Annotated in this window: 14 protein-coding genes; all 14 read left to right on the top strand. The window is 33.9% G+C overall.

Annotated elements, in window-relative coordinates; genetic code table 11:
- The first annotated feature begins 24 nt into the window (after positions 1-24).
- The 14 genes from SHYC_RS04805 (at position 25) to SHYC_RS04740 (ending at position 18,626) form a co-directional block, all read left to right on the top strand.
- Positions 25-456: a hypothetical protein gene (locus tag SHYC_RS04805; RefSeq protein ID WP_039644944.1), complete on the top strand. Its 432-nt coding sequence runs from the start codon at positions 25-27 to the stop codon at positions 454-456.
- 26 nt (positions 457-482) lie between these two features.
- Positions 483-1,484, top strand: a complete 1,002-nt coding sequence (locus tag SHYC_RS04800; RefSeq protein WP_039644943.1) for a hypothetical protein — start codon at positions 483-485, stop codon at positions 1,482-1,484.
- An 81-nt stretch (positions 1,485-1,565) separates the two neighbouring features.
- Positions 1,566-2,129: a hypothetical protein gene (locus tag SHYC_RS04795; protein ID WP_039644942.1), complete on the top strand. Its 564-nt coding sequence runs from the start codon at positions 1,566-1,568 to the stop codon at positions 2,127-2,129.
- 21 nt (positions 2,130-2,150) lie between these two features.
- Positions 2,151-2,567, top strand: coding sequence for a hypothetical protein (locus SHYC_RS04790; RefSeq protein ID WP_039644938.1), 417 nt, complete (start codon positions 2,151-2,153; stop codon positions 2,565-2,567).
- Position 2,568: 1 nt separating this feature from the next.
- Entirely contained in the window at positions 2,569-3,243 is a 675-nt protein-coding gene (locus tag SHYC_RS04785) for a hypothetical protein (RefSeq protein WP_039644937.1), read from the top strand.
- Positions 3,227-3,748: a hypothetical protein gene (locus SHYC_RS04780; protein ID WP_039644936.1), complete on the top strand. Its 522-nt coding sequence runs from the start codon at positions 3,227-3,229 to the stop codon at positions 3,746-3,748. Before SHYC_RS04785 ends, SHYC_RS04780 begins: the two co-directional genes overlap by 17 nt.
- A 4-nt stretch (positions 3,749-3,752) precedes the next feature.
- Positions 3,753-4,562, top strand: a complete 810-nt coding sequence (locus SHYC_RS04775) for a hypothetical protein (RefSeq protein WP_039644935.1) — start codon at positions 3,753-3,755, stop codon at positions 4,560-4,562.
- A gap of 34 nt (positions 4,563-4,596) precedes the next feature.
- Positions 4,597-5,328 carry a hypothetical protein gene (locus SHYC_RS04770; protein WP_052257811.1) on the top strand — a complete coding sequence of 244 codons (732 nt, stop codon included), beginning with the start codon at positions 4,597-4,599 and terminating at the stop codon, positions 5,326-5,328.
- Between the two features lie 8 nt (positions 5,329-5,336).
- Entirely contained in the window at positions 5,337-5,741 is a 405-nt protein-coding gene (locus SHYC_RS11830) for an Ig-like domain-containing protein (RefSeq protein WP_052257810.1), read from the top strand.
- Between the two features lie 68 nt (positions 5,742-5,809).
- Entirely contained in the window at positions 5,810-6,352 is a 543-nt protein-coding gene (locus SHYC_RS04760) for a hypothetical protein (protein ID WP_039644934.1), read from the top strand.
- A 12-nt stretch (positions 6,353-6,364) separates the two neighbouring features.
- Positions 6,365-6,844 (top strand): hypothetical protein, encoded by a 480-nt coding sequence (locus tag SHYC_RS04755; protein ID WP_052257809.1) that lies wholly within the window; start codon positions 6,365-6,367, stop codon positions 6,842-6,844.
- Positions 6,845-6,885: 41 nt separating this feature from the next.
- A complete protein-coding gene (locus SHYC_RS04750) occupies positions 6,886-7,884 on the top strand; it encodes a tyrosine-type recombinase/integrase (RefSeq protein WP_039647563.1) in 999 nt (332 codons plus the stop codon).
- 96 nt (positions 7,885-7,980) lie between these two features.
- A complete protein-coding gene (locus SHYC_RS04745; protein ID WP_039644928.1) occupies positions 7,981-16,527 on the top strand; it encodes a phage tail tape measure protein in 8,547 nt (2,848 codons plus the stop codon).
- 110 nt (positions 16,528-16,637) lie between these two features.
- Positions 16,638-18,626 carry a hypothetical protein gene (locus tag SHYC_RS04740; RefSeq protein ID WP_231912803.1) on the top strand — a complete coding sequence of 663 codons (1,989 nt, stop codon included), beginning with the start codon at positions 16,638-16,640 and terminating at the stop codon, positions 18,624-18,626.
- Positions 18,627-18,661 lie beyond the last annotated feature (35 nt).

Genomic DNA, 18,661 nt, shown 5'->3' with positions numbered 1-18,661 from the left:
TCAAAAATATCGGAGGAAAAATAAATGGCTAAATTAAATTTAGATCGTGTTTTAGGACACTACGTTGAATCAATTAAGGCTGACAAAGAATATCATAACGGTGCTTTAGTAGGCAAAGGTGATTTAGTTGAAGGTGAAGACCGATTATATACAGCTAAAGAAGCTACTGCTGAAAATCATTATTTAGTATCTACGCCTGAAGTTGATTTTACTAATTCAAGTAAATCTATTGACTTTAAAAATCCTTCTGGTTCTGTAATGCGAGCTCACCAACTTGAAAAAGGTGATACTTTTACAGTTGAGCAAGCTTTACATACAGAATCTTTAGAAGCTAAAGCTCAATTAACTATTGAAGGCGGTAAGTTTGCAGCTGGCGCTGGTGACTATGTATTAGAAGCTGTTACAACAATCGGCGCAGATCGTCGTCCAGCTTATCGTATCCGCAAAGTAAAATAATTTAATCAAATCGGAGGAATACATAAATGACTTTATTAAATGCTGAATTAAAAAAAGTCGCAATCGCTGCTGGCCGTGGTGATGCAACAACTAATTTTTCTAACAATGATTTATCTAATACAATTCGAGAAAAAATGATTGAAGAGTTTGGTACTGATACTCTTGATTATCGCACATACCGTGCACATAAAGTGCAATTATTCGAATTTATCGAAGACACTATTGCACCTGTAGTTAATGACCGTACATCTGAAGTGTTTGGTCAATTTGCAGAATACAAAAACCTCGCTTTTGGGGATACTAATAAATTTATCGTAGAAGATATTCAATTATTCCCTGTAGCTACAATTTCTTTAGGTAACGGTAACGTGTTACGTAAACGTTTGGATACTGATGAATTGGTTGTTCCAATGCATACTATTGGCGCAGGTGTTTATGAAGAATTAGTTCGCTTCTTATCAGGTCGAACTGACTGGGCTAAATTAACAACTCGTTTAGCTGATTCATTTGTTAATGACATCGCTCAACGTATTGCAGAAGCGCTCTATGGATCTGTAGATAAATTAAATTCTACATACAAAGGTAACGTTTCAGGTAAAGATGAAGACGTTAAAGCAAAAGTTATTGAAATTGCTGACCATGTTGAAGCCGCTAACGGACAAGCTATTATCGTAGGTACTAAAGCTGCTTTACGTAAATTAAAACCTGAAGTATCATCAGATCAACAAAAGGGCGACAAAAATGTATCTGGTTACTTTGGCCATGTTGACGGATACGAAACTATCGCTTTACCACAGTTCCATAAAGCTGGTACTGATGACTTCGGTATTAAAAATGATGTTATCTTTATCTTACCAAACACAGATGAAAAGCTTGTAAAAGTTGTTCAAGATGGACATTACATTGTGCGTGAAGAAAATGGTTCTGAAGGTTACCGCACTGATATGCAAGTAAGCTTTGATGTAATTACTCGTGCTGGTGTTGCAGTAATTACTGGAGCTAAATATGGTGCTGTAGAATTAAGCTAATAAAATAAAAACTATACATAATTCAAATTTTTAAGCTCCCTACTCTATGGGAGCTTTCTTTAATTTCAAAGGAGATATAATATGGCTATTCGTAAAAATGAAGATATTGAAGTTGAAGAAGTTAAAGCTACACCTAAAAAAACAACTCGAAAATCAACGACTACTAAACGTGCCACTAAAAACACACGTCCTAAGGTTGATTTATCTAAAGAAGTATTAGTTATTAATATGGCACAAGCTTCATTTACATATGCAGCAAAAAAAGGAAATGGCTACCTTGATTTAGGTGAATATTTAGACTCTGATTATATGACTATTGAAGACTTACAAATCATGAAAAACTCAGCTCGTTCCGTTTTTGAAAAAGGTTGGTTATTTGTTGACGATGAAGAAGCCGTAGAATTTTTAGGTATTAAGAAGTATATGAATAAAATTGTTTTACCTGAAGAATTGGAAAACATTTTTGAAATGAACCCTGCTAATCTTAAAGTTGAATTAGCTAACTTTTCAAGTTCAATTAAAGAAAATATTTATCAAGCAATGAAAAAGCGATATGAACAAGGTGAATTATCAAATGCTCATACTATTAGAGCGATTGAAGACTCATTAAATATTGATTCTAGTTTATCAGTTTTAAACGTTTAAAAGGGTTAGGAGGAATTACTCTTGACTGACTTCAATTTAATTTATGACAAATTTTTATCAAAAATCACAGATTTCTCTTATGCACAACTTGAACAAGAAGTTTTAGAAGAGGATTTGAAGAATAAATTACTACAAGCTCTAGCTTACTTCCCTCAGTTGGATGAAGAAAAAACTGAAACATTTGAGAGTATGTTCGTAAATGAATTAACAAACGTAGAGCAAGAAATTATAGCAAATCTAATGGTTATTAATCACTTGGACAAATTTATAATTTCTGAAGACAACATGAGAATATTATTAAATTCAAAAGACTATAAACAGTATTCTCAAGCGACTTTATTAAAAGAGCTTAAAGCAACTAAATCTGAATATCAGTCTGATGTTGATGCTATGATGAATGCTTATAGTTTTAGAAATAAGTTTAGGATGTCCAAATAATATGAATTATTTTGATAGGTATAAAAAAATTAATACGCCTTATGGTACCACATTAAGCTCTCATGTATTAGAAGCTAGTAAACAAAGTGCATTACGTTCATTCCTATCTTCCCCTACTCTATCGAATGTAGAAGTGAATGGAGAAGAATCTTTGGCGGTAGTTAGCGTTTATCAAAAAGATTTTTATGATAGAACATTCTTATTTAAACCAGATGCAAAAGAAGCAAGAGTTGGAAATTACATCAGTCATCGAGGTTTTACATATTTAACTCTTAAATCAAACGATAACGATATATATCCTAACCTACTTGCCAAATTATGTAACGAGGACTTTAAACTTCCGACAGGTAAGAAGAGAGTTAAGGTAAATGGTAGAAATGGCAGTTTTACTTATCGTGATGAGTATACATTCAAACATATACCTATAGTTGTAGATGTTAAAGGTTACTCAATCGCTGACAATGCAATCTTACCATTAACAGAAGGTCGAGTAATTATTTATTTAAGGTATGAAGAAGACTTCTTAAAATTCTTGAACCTAAACTATGAATTCGAAATATTTAATGATGCTTATAAAATAACTGATATTCAATTAGATAAAGTTATTGACCATGAAGGTTATATTGTACTATCTGCACAGAAAGCAGTTGAGGTTGAACATGCAAATAAAGTATAAGGTATCCAATCGTGGAGACATTAAACAAAAATTTATTAATGTAATGAAGAATGATGAACATCTACTAAGACTACTTCATTACAACCCATTAGATGATAATGAAAATTTTGTTGATTTTACTGATGAGAATTTACCAAATATTACAGAATTACCAGAAGACGAATACGACGAAATCATATTTGACCATATACGTACATCACAAAAAACTGATGATATAGAAGAATATAAGAAAACTGTTGTATTTGTATATTATGGTAAATCAAAAGCTAAATTTGGTAATTATTCTTTAGTCGATCGAGAAATTATATTTCAAATTCTATCTCATAATGACTTTTCTTTTGCAGGTAGAATTGAAGAAATTTGTGATAGATTAGATGCCCTTTTCGTTAACAAAAATATAGCAGGTTTAGGCAAAACAAGGCTTGCAAACTCGTTTCCTCGTGAAGCTCCAAAAGAATATTTAGCTTATGAGCAAAAGTACTTAGTAACAGATAAGGCTTGGTGATTTTATGCTAGATGCCAATATTATCGCCGATAGAGCTGTCTTAGGCTTACCTATAAACACTCCATACGGTGAATTCAAACCGATGTCTATAGAGGAATATATGAGACGTGTTCAATCTGTAGCGATACTATCATACGGAAAAAAGAAACTACTAGCTGAACTTGGTAAAGCATATAAAGCAGAAAACCCTCAAGCTAGTGATGAAGAAATACATAGCATGCTTAAAAATCTATATGAACTCCCCTTCTTGCAACTCATGTCAGAATACTTTACTGAATATTTAATACACTACATCATTCTTTTAAGATTTTGTTTATTTTACGACCTAAATCCTGACAATGACCAAGACAAAGAAGACGAGTGTTTACTTAAGGTGCGTGATTTCATTATAGATTTGTCTAATGAAGACTTTGATGAAATCAGAAAAATTCTTATGACTTTAAATAATCAAACAGAGAAAATAGCATTCTTAAACCCTAAGATACAACGAGGGCAAGATAAGAAAGAAAAATATTTTAGTGGCGGATCTGAAGACGCTCCTAATCTATCGACAATGATTACAACTTGCGTTACATATTCTGGTATTGATTTTAGCGTTGTTGCCAAATGGAACGCATTTCAATTACAACATGCTTTTCAAAGAATTGCACAAATAATTAGTTATGAAACCTCAAGATTGTTTGCCACAGTGGCTACTGACGTTGAAATTGAAAATTGGACTAAAAATATTAGCCTTGAACATGAGGAAAAAAATACAGATAAAGAATTCAACGAGTTCAAAAAACAACTTTCTGGTCTACGCAATTCTAAATAATATATAAAACAATTACATAGGAGGAACATAGTTTATGTACTATATCCAAGACGTTGCTGACGTATTACTTACTCGTAAGAGTGATGGTTTTAAAATTGCTACAGGTACTGCTCAATCTACAAGTATCTCTCAATCTGTAGATGAAGATCAAATCAAAGGCGGTATCGGTAACCGTACATTATACACAATTAAATCTAATAAAGAGTTAGAAATCGAAGTTAAGGACGCCGTATTTAACCCACAATGGTTAGCTGCTACTCAAGGTGTTAAGGTTGAAAACGACCAAACTCTTAAAGTTGAAATGGTAGAAACTGTTGAGATTGGTGCTCAAGGTAAAATTACTATTCAAGATTCTAAATTCACTGGTAAAGGTGTTTTTGTAGATTCTAAAGGTGATAACCATGAGGCAGATATTAAATCAGGTGTTGTTACAATTGATAAAGTAAAAGACCAAGCAGGTAAAGAGGGTCAAATCGTTTATGAAAAAGAACGTAAAGGTAAATCTATCTCTATCCGTGCTGACCGTTTTGCTGAGAAGTATAAAGCTCAACTTAACACAATTATTTATGAAGCTGAAACAGAAGCTATTGTTGAAGACTTATTCGTAGTGTTCCATAACGTAACACCTTCTGCTGAATTTGAATTAGGTTTAGAAGCTGGTGAAGCTTTAGCTCCAGAAATTAAGTTAGTTGCTTCTGCTGATCCTAAGACGAAAGAAATTGGTAACTGGTTCATGTCTCCACATGAAGAAGGAAAAAAGGACTAGAACCGAAGATGGAAGATGAGGAATCGTCACCTTCTGACCAAGATTTAAATGGTGATGACGACTCAGAACCTGAAGTTGAATCTTCGGTAAAAATTCAAGGGAGAGTTAAGACTGTAGTCGTTGATGGAACAGTTCAACTTTCAGTTACACACACTCCTAAAGAAGCTTCAGTAACTTATGATTCTTTACAAAAAGATATTGCTACTGTAAATGAATCTGGTCTCGTTACAGGTGTCAAAGAAGGATTGGCTACTATTACAGCTACTGTTAACGACAAGATAGATAAGATTACAATCAATGTAAAAGCTAAACCTGAGGAAGAGCAAGAAGATCCACATCATGAAGAGCGTTTAGAGGAGAACTTAGCTTCTCACAGTGATTCATCTGATTCTGAGTTAGAGTCTAGTGTATAAATTTTAGGGAGATTAAGTTCTCCCTTTTTTATTTTCAATTTTATAAGGAATAAAAGGAGAGTTTTATCATGAAAAATGCCGATAAAAACACAAAAAATTCAAATAAGAACATCTTAAATATTGCTGAGGTTGTTGATAAAGCATCTAAATATGATGAAATTCAAGATTACACACTAAGTAATGGAAAAGATATTCAATTCTACCCATACTTCTCACGTACAAAAGTTAAAGAGATTATTGAAGAATTTCAATCATACACACAATCAGACGACAAAGATGACCAAGCATTTATGGAACTCATTAACAAAAATGACTTTAGTACAATCCTGTTTTGGTATTTCTTATGCGTTAAAAAATTCACTCACTTCGGTGAACAAATGAAAGAATGTAAGCAAGTTAAAGATTTAGCACCTTATTACAATGCTCTACTTGAAACAGGTGTTTTAGAAGAAATCATTAATGATGTATTTATTTATGATGAATTAAAGAAAATTAACGATATGTTTGCCAATGATTCGGCAATTATGGTTAGTGCGATGGAATTCTTGAATACATATGAAGATAGTCTTGAGGATGCTCGCTCAAAGTTTAAACAACAATTCAATAAATAAGTAGTGATTTGAATGGCTAAAAAAGTTTTTAAAAACCTAAATGATTTAGAACAAGCATTTAAAGCTGCATTAATTGATGTTATTAAAAATGAAGTGTTTGAGGTAATACGTGATGAACTAATTGATGAAGTCGAGAATCGTGTATATTCGACTTACTCCCCTACTAAATATCAACGAAGAGAATCGCAAGGCGGTTTAAGTGATCCTAAAAATTATGCTATAAGTACACCACGAATAACAGATAAAACAGCTAGATTTGTTATTGAAAACATCACAAAAGGTAATGGTTGGGATGAATTTAACGGCAGATTAATCAATGATTTGATTGAAGGAACAAGTGGATTCGCTGGTGACCCAAATACGAACATGCCTGCTAGACCTTATACTGAATATGCTTATGCAAATTTAATATCTTCAGCAAGCAAGAATGAAATGAAACGTGCACTTGTAGACGGACTACGAGTTCATGGATTTAATATAACAATTAAATAATTAGAAATGAGGTTATTTACGTGACTATTGTAAACAAAAATATGTTGCGTGAACGAGCTAAAAAGTTACCTGATATTACAGATGAATTATGGGAAAAAGTAGACCCTGTTTACAAAGAATTAGTTGAAGAATATTTAACTTCTGTAGATTTATCAACTCAATCAAAAAAGCAATATCGTTCCGCTTTAAGACAATTTGGTTTTTTCTTATATGATAGCTTAAATAATAAGCCACTTTATAAAATTAAAAAACGTGACGCTATGCGTTATGTGAACTTTCTTCGAGAGCACAGAAAAATGTCCTCCTCTGGCATTAACCTAAAAAAATCTGCTATTTCTGCTTTTTGCCAATGGATTGAAAACTACATCGCTGATGATTATGAAGATGAAAATGGAGTACTCGTTTTCGAGACTTTTAGAAACTTCATGAAAGGCTTACCCCCTGTTGTTAAGAATCAAGTATATCAAAAGATTAAAATTACATATGATGAATATCGTACTATGATGGAAGCATTAGAAGATGATGAAAATTATCTTGGCATGGCATGGCTAGCTGTGGCATTTAATGTAGGTGCACGACGTGCTGAAATTATTCAGTTTAAAACTGAAATTGTAGATTACGAATTTAATGATGAAGGCGGATATGTTCTTAGTCATAATTTGCGTGGTAAGGGTCGAGGAGAAGACGGTAAAGTTCTTCAATATATGATCAATGAAGAAGCCCTCTTATATCTTAATCTATGGCTCGATAAGCGTGGATATGATAGTGAATACATTTTCACCGTGGGTAATGAAAAACGCAATCGTCTAATGGGCATAACATGGGCTGACTACTTCTGTGAGAATGTCCTATCCCCTATTTTAGGAAGACGTATTAACCCACATATCTTTAAAGCAAGTTGTATTACATACCTTTTAGAAGAAAAAGGTTTAGATATCAAACTAGTTTCTAAATACATAGCTCATCATGAATCTGTAGAAACTACTCAAATATACGATTTACGTGATTTTGAAGACGAGCGCAAAAAGATATTCACCTAATTCTATTTTTGAATTCTCACGACAATATAGTTTTTCGTGAGACTTGAAAGATAGAATTTTTATTTTATGTACGTGATGCAAGGAGTGAAAAAGTAATTGGCAGATTTTAATATAGGAATTTTGTCAACGTTAGATGTTGATTCAAGCTCCTCACAACAGTCGATTAACAAAACACTTAAAGATATCGAAAAGAATATCAATAATATTAGTGTAGGTTTAGAAGTTAATCAAAATAAAGGTACATCTGAGAGTGCTAGAAAAAGCGCAAACTCAGTAGTCGATACAGTTAATAAATCAAGTCAACTCAAGATAATTAAAGTTAATCTTGATGTAAACATTACTCAAAGTAAATCCAACATACGAAAAGCCATCTCGAAAATTTCAAATGAAATGGCTAAACAAAAAGTCAAAGTAAACATTGAAGCGAATGTTGATACCACTTCTGCTAAAAACGCTGGTAAGACTTTAAGTAATGCTGCTCAAATGGGAGCAGATTTAAAAAATAGTTTAGGTAGTTCCTCAACACTTAGTGATGGGCAAGAAAAGTCTAAACTACAAAATTTAAAAGCTACAGTAGTAGATTTAGGTAAATCATACCAAAACGTTGGAGCACTTAAATCTGAAATCAGTAAAATTACAAATGCTAACTTGCGAAGTGAAGTAAAGCAGATTAAAGATGCAGATGGTGCTTTAAAAGCTTATCGTGTCACTTTGCAACAAGTCAGTAATACAGGAAAAGCACTAACCAAACATAATTATGATTTTAAACCTAATGATGATGGTTCTTTAAGTCTACAAAAAATAACTGACCTTAATTCTATAGATAAGGCACGTAAGCAAACACATGACCAAATAGTAAAATCAATTCAGTCCGAAATTGCTGCAATTGATAAACTGAATGCTAAAGCTAAGCTTACTACAGACCAAGCCGATTTGCTAAAAAGCAAATATGCTGAATTAAGTAGATTTAAAAATGCTGGTGGTATTCTCGAGTCTGACCAATTTAATCGTGTAAAAAATGAAGTGAATGGTACTTTAAAAGCATTTGAAGAACAAAATTTAGCTCTTCAACATCAAAAAGCCATTCAAAAAAATATTGCTAAAGAGATAGACCGTATTAATAAGTTAAACACTCAAGGTAAAATCAACTCTTCTCAATCTAAAGAAATCCAAGGACAATTGCAACATCTTGCTAAAATGTCAAAGGTTTCATTTATTGATCCTCAACAATTTGAAAAAGCTAAATCAGAAGTAAACAAACTGACATCTGAGTATTTAAATCAAAATAAATTATTGAGACAGCAAGAATCAATAATGGCTCAAATCGAACGTAGTGAACGTAGACTTGCTGATTCTATAAATAAACGTGCTACTGGCCAACTTAAGAAGGAACTAACTGGATTAAATTCTGGCGGCTTATTTGGTAAAGATGCTGCTTATCAGATGAATAATATTCAAGGGCAAATTAGAACTATAACTGCCGAAGCTGAAAGAGCTACTCGATCTCAAATGGGATTTGTAGAATCATTTAGACAAGCAATGGTAAAATTCCCTATCTGGATGGGAGCCTCTACCCTATTCTTTGGTGCTATCCAAAGTGGTAAAACATTTTTGAGTATAATTACTGACATCGATAGTAAGATGATTACTTTAGCAAAAGTTATGGGTGACGATGCAGACTTAGAATCTGTATTTAATAGAGCAAATGATGCTGCGCAACAATTTGGACAGACAATCAGTGGTGTTCTAGATGCCTATGCAGAATTTGCACGCCAAGGGTATAACGAAAATGACACAGCCATGTTTGGTAATGCAGCTTTAATCGCATCTAATGTTGGTGAAATTGATGCAAAACAAGCTGCAGAGTATTTGACTTCTATGTCGGCTCAGTGGGAAACACAAGCCCATGATGCTATGAGACAAGTTGATTCACTCAACCAAATTTCTAATGAATATGCTACGACTGTCGATAAACTAGCACAAGGTCAAGCTAAAGCAGGTTCTACCGCTAAATCAATGGGGTTAACCTTCCATGAGACTAATGCAATTATAGGTTCATTAACTGCTAAAACTAAACAATCTGGCGACGAAATTGGTAACTTCATGAAAGCAGTTTTACCTAAACTTTATGTAGGTACAGGTAAAAATACTATTGAAGGCTTAGGAATCGACATGAAAGATTCTAATGGCAATTTAAAAAGCGCAATTACATTATTAGAAGAGGTTTCTCAAAAAATAAAAGGTATAGATAAGGATCAACAAGCCGCAATTATTCGTGGATTAGGTGGAACTTATCACTACCAACGTATGCAAGTATTACTTGATGATTTAGGTAAAGCTAATTCGTTATATAAACAGATAAAAAATACTTCTGAAAATAGTGCTGGTTCGGCTATTGCCGAAAACCAGAAATATCTAGAATCTGTCGAAGCTAAAATTAATAAAGCTAAAGTTGCTTTAGAACAGTTTGCACTGGCAATCGGTGACGCTTTTGTTAAAGCTGGTATGTTAGACGGTTTACGTATTTTTACTAACCTACTGACTGGATTAACCCAAGCATTACAAAGTCTAGGTACTACAGCCCCACTTATAGGTACAATTGGTGCAGCATTATCTTTATTTTCTAAAAATGTAAGAAGTGGCTTTGAATCAGCTCGATTAAGTGTAGCAGACTTTATAACTCAAGCAAATGATCTAAAGAAAGTAAGACAAAATATTGATGGTATCTCACAAGTTACTGCGGTACAAGGAGCTAAAGGTAAGTTCGCAGATAACCAAACGGGTGCCGCATCATCATTAGTATTTGATACTGCAGGCAGATATGATAAAAATGCTTCTAAAGCCCAAGCAGCCACAACATCCACCATCGCCTTGTCTAAAGCACAAAAAGATTTATCAATTTCCTCTCTCTTATCTAGTAACGCATTGACAGCTACTAATATTAAAATGACTGCTACTACCGCTGTTTCTAGAGCTGCAACTGCTGCTATAGCTGGATTGAAGATGGCATTTAGAGGTCTCCTAGCTGCTACTGGTATAGGACTAGTAATAACAGGAATATCTTTTGCACTTGAAAAATTAATAGGAAGCGCAGATAAAGCTTCATCTTCTATAGAAAATTTTAAGATGCAACAAGAGACCCTTAAACAATCTATTGAGAGCATGGGTGGCACTACTCAAATTAAAGAATTGATTGATGACTACGACATGCTTCAACAAAAGATGAATAGTGGTAAATCATTTAATACCGAAGAGGCTCAAAAATATAAAGATACAGTTTCCCAACTTAAAAATATATTCCCTGATTTATCATCACGTGAAGGTCAATATGGAACTGTTCTAAACGCTAACAGTAATATTCTAAGACAGCGTATAGATTTAATGCAGCAACAAATGCAAATTGAAAAAGAGCAACTTGATATTAAAAAGCAACAAGAAGCTGTTGAAGCTGCTAAAAATGCACGTGAACAAGCAGATAAATTACAAACTGGTGGTTTTTGGAAACCAAACCTTGAAAACGCACTTCATGCTAAAAACATGACAGTTGGCGGTGCGATACATGGTGATGATGCCGCACTTGATAGTAAAATACAAAAGGTAAAATCATTAACTGATGCTCAAAATGTACTTAAGCAAGTCAATGACAGAGTTGCACAAGCAGAGCGAGATGGCAATTCAAAAGAAGCTAGCCAGTGGAATCAAAAGAAACAATATATACAAGATTATATTAATAAGAAAAATGAAGTAGCAATGCTTGAACGTGTTCAAATTGATGCTGAAGCTACAAAATTTAATACTCATGTTAATAACATGAAAATGAAAAACTATGAGTTAGGTGCATCTGGACAAAGTGTAATGCAGACATTAACTATGTCTGTACAAGGTATGATTACAAGTGGTAAACAAGCTGAATCAGTATTCAATCAATTTACCTCTTCACTTGCTCAAGACAAAGGCTTTATCGCAAAGATGCAAAGTTATGAAAATGCACTTGATAAATTTAAAAATGCCAAGTCTGATGCAGAACGAACAGACAGGCTTCCTCAGCTAGAAGCCGCCTATTCAAAAGTTAGTGCCGCTATTCTAGATGCAGCTAGAAGTGCTAACATGAGCAAGTCAGAAATCAACCAACTTAAGCAATCTCTTGAAGGAAACATTGAAGCAGAAGCAGGTTATAATGCTGAAGTTACAAAAGGCGGTAAAGTTACGCTTGATTTGACTAAGAAAATGAAGCAAAACTCTGGCGCTGTAGATGAAAACTCTCAAGCTAAAATGGATAATGCTGATGCTACTGATAGAATGAAAGAAGCCAATGAGGAAGCTGCTAATGCCATGCAGGAGGCAGCTAATAAACAAGAATTACTTGGAAAAGCACTTGGCGAATTAGATGCGGGTAATCTTGGTTGGGATACAAAAACGGATTTAGTACGTGAGTATGGCAAAGAAGCTGAGCAAGCAATGCTTAATGAAGCGTCTATGCGAGACTTCTTAATGGCTAAATCTGACGAAGAAAAAGAAAAATACATTTCAGACCAACAAGAAAAATATGCCACAAGCGAAGAGTTTTATCAAAAAGTAGCTGGACGAGGCACCGAGCTTCAAAAGCATATGATGGAACAATATGGAATCGATACTACTAACTATGCTGACATGAAAAGTCTTCAAGACGATATTAATAAAATCTATAATGAAGGCACTGCTGAACAACAAGAAAAATTAGTTAATAGTATAGCAGATTCTTACGGAATTGACTTATCAAACTTTGGTACCTTGGGCGAAAAGAAAGATGCACTTGAAAATCAATTAATGCAAGCCCTAGGAAGCAAATGGAATAACTATATTATTGCTATTGCTGAAACTACTGAGGGCATCATGTCATCACTTAAAGATACTGCTTTAGGTATGATTCCAGGGTTCGATAACTTTGCCGATGGTTTAACTGACCGTGTTAAAAGTGCTGCTAACAAATTGCAAATCAATGCTTCTCAATTAATTCTAGATAAAGACGATAAGTGGAAAAAATATGCAGATATCACCGCTGGTAAAAATGGCGGCATAGGTCAAAGTTTAGACGATATTAAAAACAAAGCTTATGGTGCTTCTAGTGGAATGGATGGTTTAGGCCGTAGCGGCTCTGGTGCTGGTAAAGGCTTAGACCGTGCTAAAAAATCAATGGATGATGCATCAAAAGAAGCTGAAAAACTAAATAAAGAAGCTGAAGCTGCAGGCATTACTGTTGAAAAGTTATATAAAACTTTCACTGTTACTACATATGTTGCAGACGAACTACAAATGGCTCTAGATAAGGTTAATCATCAAATTGAAAAACAAAAGTTACACACTCAAAAGTATGCTACTTGGTCACAAAAGTATCGAGATTCTTTAAAAGAAGAAAATAGATTAATCGATGAAAAAACTAAAAAGTTAAATGAACAAATACGCTCTATGCAAGATCAAATTGCAGCTGGCCAAGTTATAGAATATGGGCTAGTTGATTCAAGTGTTGATGTCCCCTACTACCGATATTCTGCAAATGGTTTAAGTGGTGGAGAATATGGTTCTATATCTGGATTATCAGGTTCTTCTAATCAAGCTAAGGTTTGGAATTACCTTAAAGCTAGAGGATTATCAGACCACGCAGTAGCTGGAATTATGGGTAATATTGAGCGTGAATCAAGATTTAATCCCGCTGCTAAAGAGCAAGGTGGTACTGGTATCGGCATAGCACAATGGTCATTTGGACGTGCTAACAACCTAAGAAACTTTGCTAAACGTAAAGGTAAAGCTTGGTCAGATTTAAATACGCAACTAGACTTTTTATGGCATGAATTAACAACTACTGAAACTAATGCACTAAGAGCTTTAAAAAGTTCAGGTTCTGTAGTTGCAGCTGCTGATGCGTTTCAACGTAAATTCGAACGTGCAGGAGTAGTAGCACAAGGTCAACGTAATTCTGCTGCCAAAAAATATTATAACCAATTTAAAGGTACAGGCAGTAATAAAGCTATAAAAGGAATGGCTGGTAAAAGTGTTGTAGCAGATCCTACAGCTTACTTATTTGACTCTACTTTTGGTAGATATACTAAGGGCGGTTTATCAGGTGCTCATTATGGCTTAGATATTACGAGTGCAAATATTAATAATTCAGCAATCCGTGCTGCTAAATCTGGTGTTGTTACATTCAAAGGTTGGACTGGTGGAGGTAACACTATATCAATTTTTGACGGTAAAAATACATATACATATATGCACATGATTAGACCTTCTAAACTAAAAGTAGGTTCTACTGTTCAAGCTGGGCAACATGTAGGTAACGTTGGTTCAACATTTGGCAGAGGTGGACGTAGTACTGGCCCCCACTTACACGTACAAGTTAATAAAGGACGAACTCCTACTGGTACTTTCATGGATACATTCAAAGGTGCTCACGCCGCTATTGATCCTAGATTAGGTGGATATTTGAAAGTATCAGGTGGCGGAAGTATAGATTTCAATAATCTAAGCACTGGCTCAATTGCTACTGGTTCTATTGATGCTGCAATGGCTGATGACCTTAATAGAATTCAAGAAGAACGTTTAGCCGAAATTGAAGCTGCCATAAATGAACATAATGAAGCTGAAAAGATGAAACAAAAAGTTGATGAGCTTCGTAAAAAGCTTATGGACACTCAACTTGAAGCTATCAGAAACTCTCAAGCTAAACGTGAAAATCTGTACAACATACACAAGTCTCACATTGAATCATTCGACCGTTCTAGAGAATTACAAGCTGCTAAATCTGCTAAGTATGAATATCAGCTAAACAAAATTGAGTTTGAAAAAGGCAGAAACACGGCGGCTTGGCGAAAGAAAAATGAAGAATTACAAATTTCTAAAGAATTAGAGCAAAAATGGGAACAAGATAAAATCACTTATATTAATAAGGCTCTCAAAAGCAATAAAGACGGCATTTTCGGTAGTCAAACTGTTTACAGAGATGAAATGGAAAAAGCTAAGCGTGAAGCTGAGCAAAATATTCGAGACATCGCAAATGGTGTTATGAGAGCTAGAGGTGAAATAGCCGCTTCATTAGTAGACCAAATAATTGATGATTATAATGATGATGCTGACAAAATCCAACGTATTATAGATGGCTATAGCAAACAAAAGAGTCATTTAGATGCTATGGATGTAGAACAAGCTACAGAACTTGTTAGGCTTACAACTGAGCAACACAAAGAAGCTAAGAAACGTGCTGACACAACACAGTTCTACATTAGTCAATTAGAGGAACAATCTAAAAAAATTGGTAAAAATGCAGAATTACAAAAGCGTATTAAATCACAATTAAATGAGATGAAGACTGCATATGATGATGCTGCCCTATCGGCACATGAGTTTTTAAAAGAAGCTGCTGAAATAGACATTGAACGTCAATTAACTATTAACTTACGTAGACTTAAGGATTTCCAAAAGGACTTACGTACTTTTGAATATAATGGTGCATTTATTTCTTCTGAATATCAGATTGATTTATTCAGAGATAACCAAGAAAAAATGATTAAAGGTTATGCAAAAGAGCAAGAGGCACTACGTAAGAATAAGAAAGAACTTGAAGACATGTTGGAGCTTTATAAATCTCTTCCTTCTCAAGCTCAGAAAATAAGAGATTCCATTGACGAGGTAACTAATTCGCTTCAAGAAAGTAACAAGGCTTTACACACTGTGCGTTCTGAAATGGCAAATGCGATGATCCAATCAATTAAAACAATTTATCAGAAGCAGCTTGAAGTAGCTACTAAAGCTTATGATGATGAATACAAGCAATTCGAAAAGATGATAAATAAAAAGATTCGATTATTAGATGATGAAGCTAAAGATGAGACCTTCCAAAAAGACGTCAAGGATAAAACAGAAGCTCTCAATAAAATTCGTGAAGAGATTGCTAGTCGCATGGGCGATGACAGTTTAGCTAACCAAAAGAAACTTAAAGACTTGCGTGAACAACTTCAAAAAGGCGAAGAAGAATACGAGGCATATTTAAGAAACAAAAATCGTGAAGATAAGAAACAAGCTTTACAAGATGAATTACAAGACAAGAACGACCAATTACAGCAGCAAAAAGAAGATTTAAATAAAGCCTTTACTGACTTACTTGAAGACACTCGTAAGTACAATGAAATTCAAGAAGAACTTATGAAAGGTCAAGTTGATAAGTATAAAGTTATGGTTACAGACCTATCCAAGTTTGTTTCGGATAATATGAAAGATATCGGTAATTCTATAGGTCAAAACATATTAGACGCTATAAATGAAACATTCAAAAACTTAGTTGATGTAGCAACTATTCTTAATGAAAACAACAGCTCTGGTAATATCCCACTTCCTACATCTAACCTTAAACCGAAGCCATTAAGCGAGGCTACCGCTGCGGCTATTAAACAACTAAACGCATTAGCCCCTTCTGCTATACTGAATGGTTTAAATATTAAAGATGTTATGAAGCCTAAAGATATTAATAAAGCGATATCTAACGTTACAACAAATAACAACACTCAAGCTAAAGCTTTAGTTAACATAGAAAACTTCAATGGATCTCAAAAGGAAGTAGACAATCTTGTTAACAACCTTGAAACCGCCCTACGCAAGAGTGGTACTTTATAATGACAAGGAGATGAGTATTAGTGAGGGATATATACTCAATGGAATACACTGAGTTAAGTAATGCGCCCCACTTCATCTTTAACGGTCAACATACAAAGGATTTCTTTGTAATGAATGTTCAAGCAGACTCAGGTTTGGCAAAAGAGACATTTTTGCCAGACCGAAGCTTAATAGTAGAAAAAACTAGATACAGCGATAAAAGTTACCTGCTTGGTTTCAATGAAGAACCTTTGAAATTTAAAATTAGATTGTTATTCGATGAACATAAATTACGTCAATTAGACTTAATGGCGTTACGTAGATGGTTACACACCTCTACCTACAAAGAATTAAAGTTTGATACCAAAGAGGAAGCCAATATGCATATAGTTGTGTATGCGATGGTTACAGGAGCTTCCGAGCTATCACATAATGTTATAAATGATGGTTATGTTGACTTAGAATTTACTACCAATAGCTCTCGTCGCTATTCGGAAGTAATGGAAGAAGAATATGATTTTACACGTAGCGCATCAGAAAAAATACGTGATGAATATAATAGTGAATTTTCAAGCCTATCATTGACTTCTAATAATATAGGAAAATCTTTAAAACAGTATGTAGCTAGAACAAATTATGCTAACGTTGAAGAATTTTTCAAGGATAAAAATAAAGATAAGTTACCTGATGGCTGGAAATTGGTATATGGAAGCTTAGATGATATTCAGCTCGATGAAAAAGGTAAATTAACGCTTAACAATGTCCAATTGCGAAAGCGATTCAATGGTAATTATAAGCGCAATTATTACATGAGAGCTCATGGTAAAGGTGGAAAAATTCGAATCCATGAGAATGATTACAAGATTGATGATACCCCTGTTCACGAATTTGTATTCAGAAGAAATCTCATGGGACATTCAGGAACTTTTGATTTAGATAGTTCTAAAGATGGCATAGGTGAAGGATGGACTAAAGTCGGTGAAACAGGTTCATTTGAGATAGATAAAGATACTGAATTTCAGTTATTAAAAAACCACGGTAAACTTTCATCCCCTATCAGTATTATAGACGGTGTAAAATACGTCATGATATCTGAAGATAGAAATAAGAATTCATCTATTACAATTGGAGCAAATACTAATACCAACACATCTAGTAGCATTAACAGAATGAAGTTTATTGGTTCCAAATCTGACAACTCTATAATTATATCTTCTAGTAATAATAATGATGCAAAGTTATCTTATATACGTGTATATAGCGTAAATGATAAAGAATATGAAGAATTCGATAACTTAAGTGATGATGAAGTGCTTGTAAAATATCCATACTTTGATTCACATGCTTATATAGAGTTAGATTTTAGAAACACTAAGGGTCACATTGATTATATAGACTTATGGGAATTAAATGACCTTAATAAGTCTAAATTAGATAAAGGCACACCTATTGAAAAACTTGTGTATTTTGAATACGGCGATTATTTAAATATGCTAGAGAAGTACAATGATAAAGTAGTTAACATTTATAATGAACTGCTTGAATCCTTTGACAAACTTAGTAAAGTTGAAGGCATTAACATCTCAGATTTTCAGGATAAAATTGATATTTTATTTAATGATTTGAGGACTGAAATTAGCTCACTAGTCAAAGGTGACAACATGAAATTGTATCAATGGGATGATATACAACCTCATTATAAGCGCTTTTTGGAGTTTGCAGCACGCTCTCAAGAAATTAACAATCAAGTAGCCGATTTTATTGAAAGGAATCATCGCTTAATAGATGGATCATATGAGATAGGCGCTGATAAAATTACAGTTTTCAACTATGGCGACAAAGCTGTATACCCTACTTTCTTATTTGAGTCTAGAGACGGTTCAGATATTATGGTTAGGAATCTAGATACAGGAGAACAAACTATAATTACAGATAATATTAGTGGGGAGCAAATTAAAATGATTGGTTCTTCAGAGCAGATTTATACATCTAGACCAGCACCCTACTATAAATATAATTCACATGATGATAATTTTATCAGACTTAAACGTGGATACAATGACCTAGAGTTTTTTGGAAACTATAGGTTAAAAATTACATATCAATTTGTTTTATTATAGCCATGGCTTTGTGCCGTGGCTTTTTTATATAAAAT

It is taken from the genome of Staphylococcus hyicus (assembly GCF_000816085.1).
Classification (GTDB): Bacteria; Bacillota; Bacilli; order Staphylococcales; family Staphylococcaceae; genus Staphylococcus; species Staphylococcus hyicus.
Note: the sequence above shows the minus strand (reverse complement) of the source record. Positions and strands in the feature narration are given on the sequence as shown.